Source organism: Pseudoxanthomonas kalamensis DSM 18571 (assembly GCF_010211745.1).
Lineage (GTDB): Bacteria > Pseudomonadota > Gammaproteobacteria > Xanthomonadales > Xanthomonadaceae > Pseudoxanthomonas_A > Pseudoxanthomonas_A kalamensis.
Genome location: NZ_PDWQ01000056.1, coordinates 1 through 669, shown reverse-complemented (window position 1 = coordinate 669; position 669 = coordinate 1). Strand labels below are relative to the sequence as shown.

2 protein-coding genes are annotated in these 669 nt (G+C 64.9%); both read left to right on the top strand.

All coding sequences use genetic code 11. From position 1 onward, the window contains the following. Positions 1-236, top strand: a 236-nt coding sequence (locus CSC70_RS13940) for a hypothetical protein (protein ID WP_162457202.1), incomplete at its 5' end; no start/stop codon positions are given. Continuing rightward, positions 233-669 (top strand): DNA-3-methyladenine glycosylase (locus CSC70_RS13935; RefSeq protein WP_162457201.1); only part of this gene is annotated, 437 nt, incomplete at its 3' end. The genes CSC70_RS13940 and CSC70_RS13935, both read left to right, overlap by 4 nt.

Sequence of the window (669 nt, the reverse complement as noted above, 5' to 3'; positions counted from 1 at the left end):
CTACCGGGGTCCGGCCACTGGACGGAACCGTGCTCGCGGCTGCTGGCTGCTGGGCTGGCCGCACCTGGCTCGCTAAGAGCGGACCGACGATTGCTGGCCTGCTGGGCGCAACCTACCTGGCAGCTTTCGGAGCTTCTCACGGATTGGCAAAGAAGATCGGTGCTTGGCCAGCGGTCATCACCGTGACCGCCGCTCCCTGCACTGCGTGCCACCTCCTGTGCGACACCAAGGCATGATCGACCTCTCGGCTCCCGCTATCGAGGTCGCCCCGCTCCTACTCGGGGCAACGATCTGGCGCGGCCCGGTGGGGATCCGTCTCACCGAAGTCGAGGCGTACATGGGACGCGACGACCCAGCATCCCATGCCTTTCGTGGGCCAACCCCGCGCGCCCGCGTGATGTTCGGGCCGCCTTCTCACATATACGTGTACTTGTCTTACGGCCGGCTTCGCGTGGTGACCCTGGTGTTTTCTCCAGACGGGGAGGCATCTGCCGTGCTACGGCGTGGCGGGCAAGTCATAGCAGGCCACGATGAGGCTCGTCGGAGTCGCGGGAACGTCGCCGAGAGCCGCCTTGCCTGCGGACCAGGAAATATGGGGTCAGCTTTGGGTGCCAGTCTCGAAGAGTCTGGAAACCCGGTGAGCATCATCGGCAATGGTGCGATATCTGC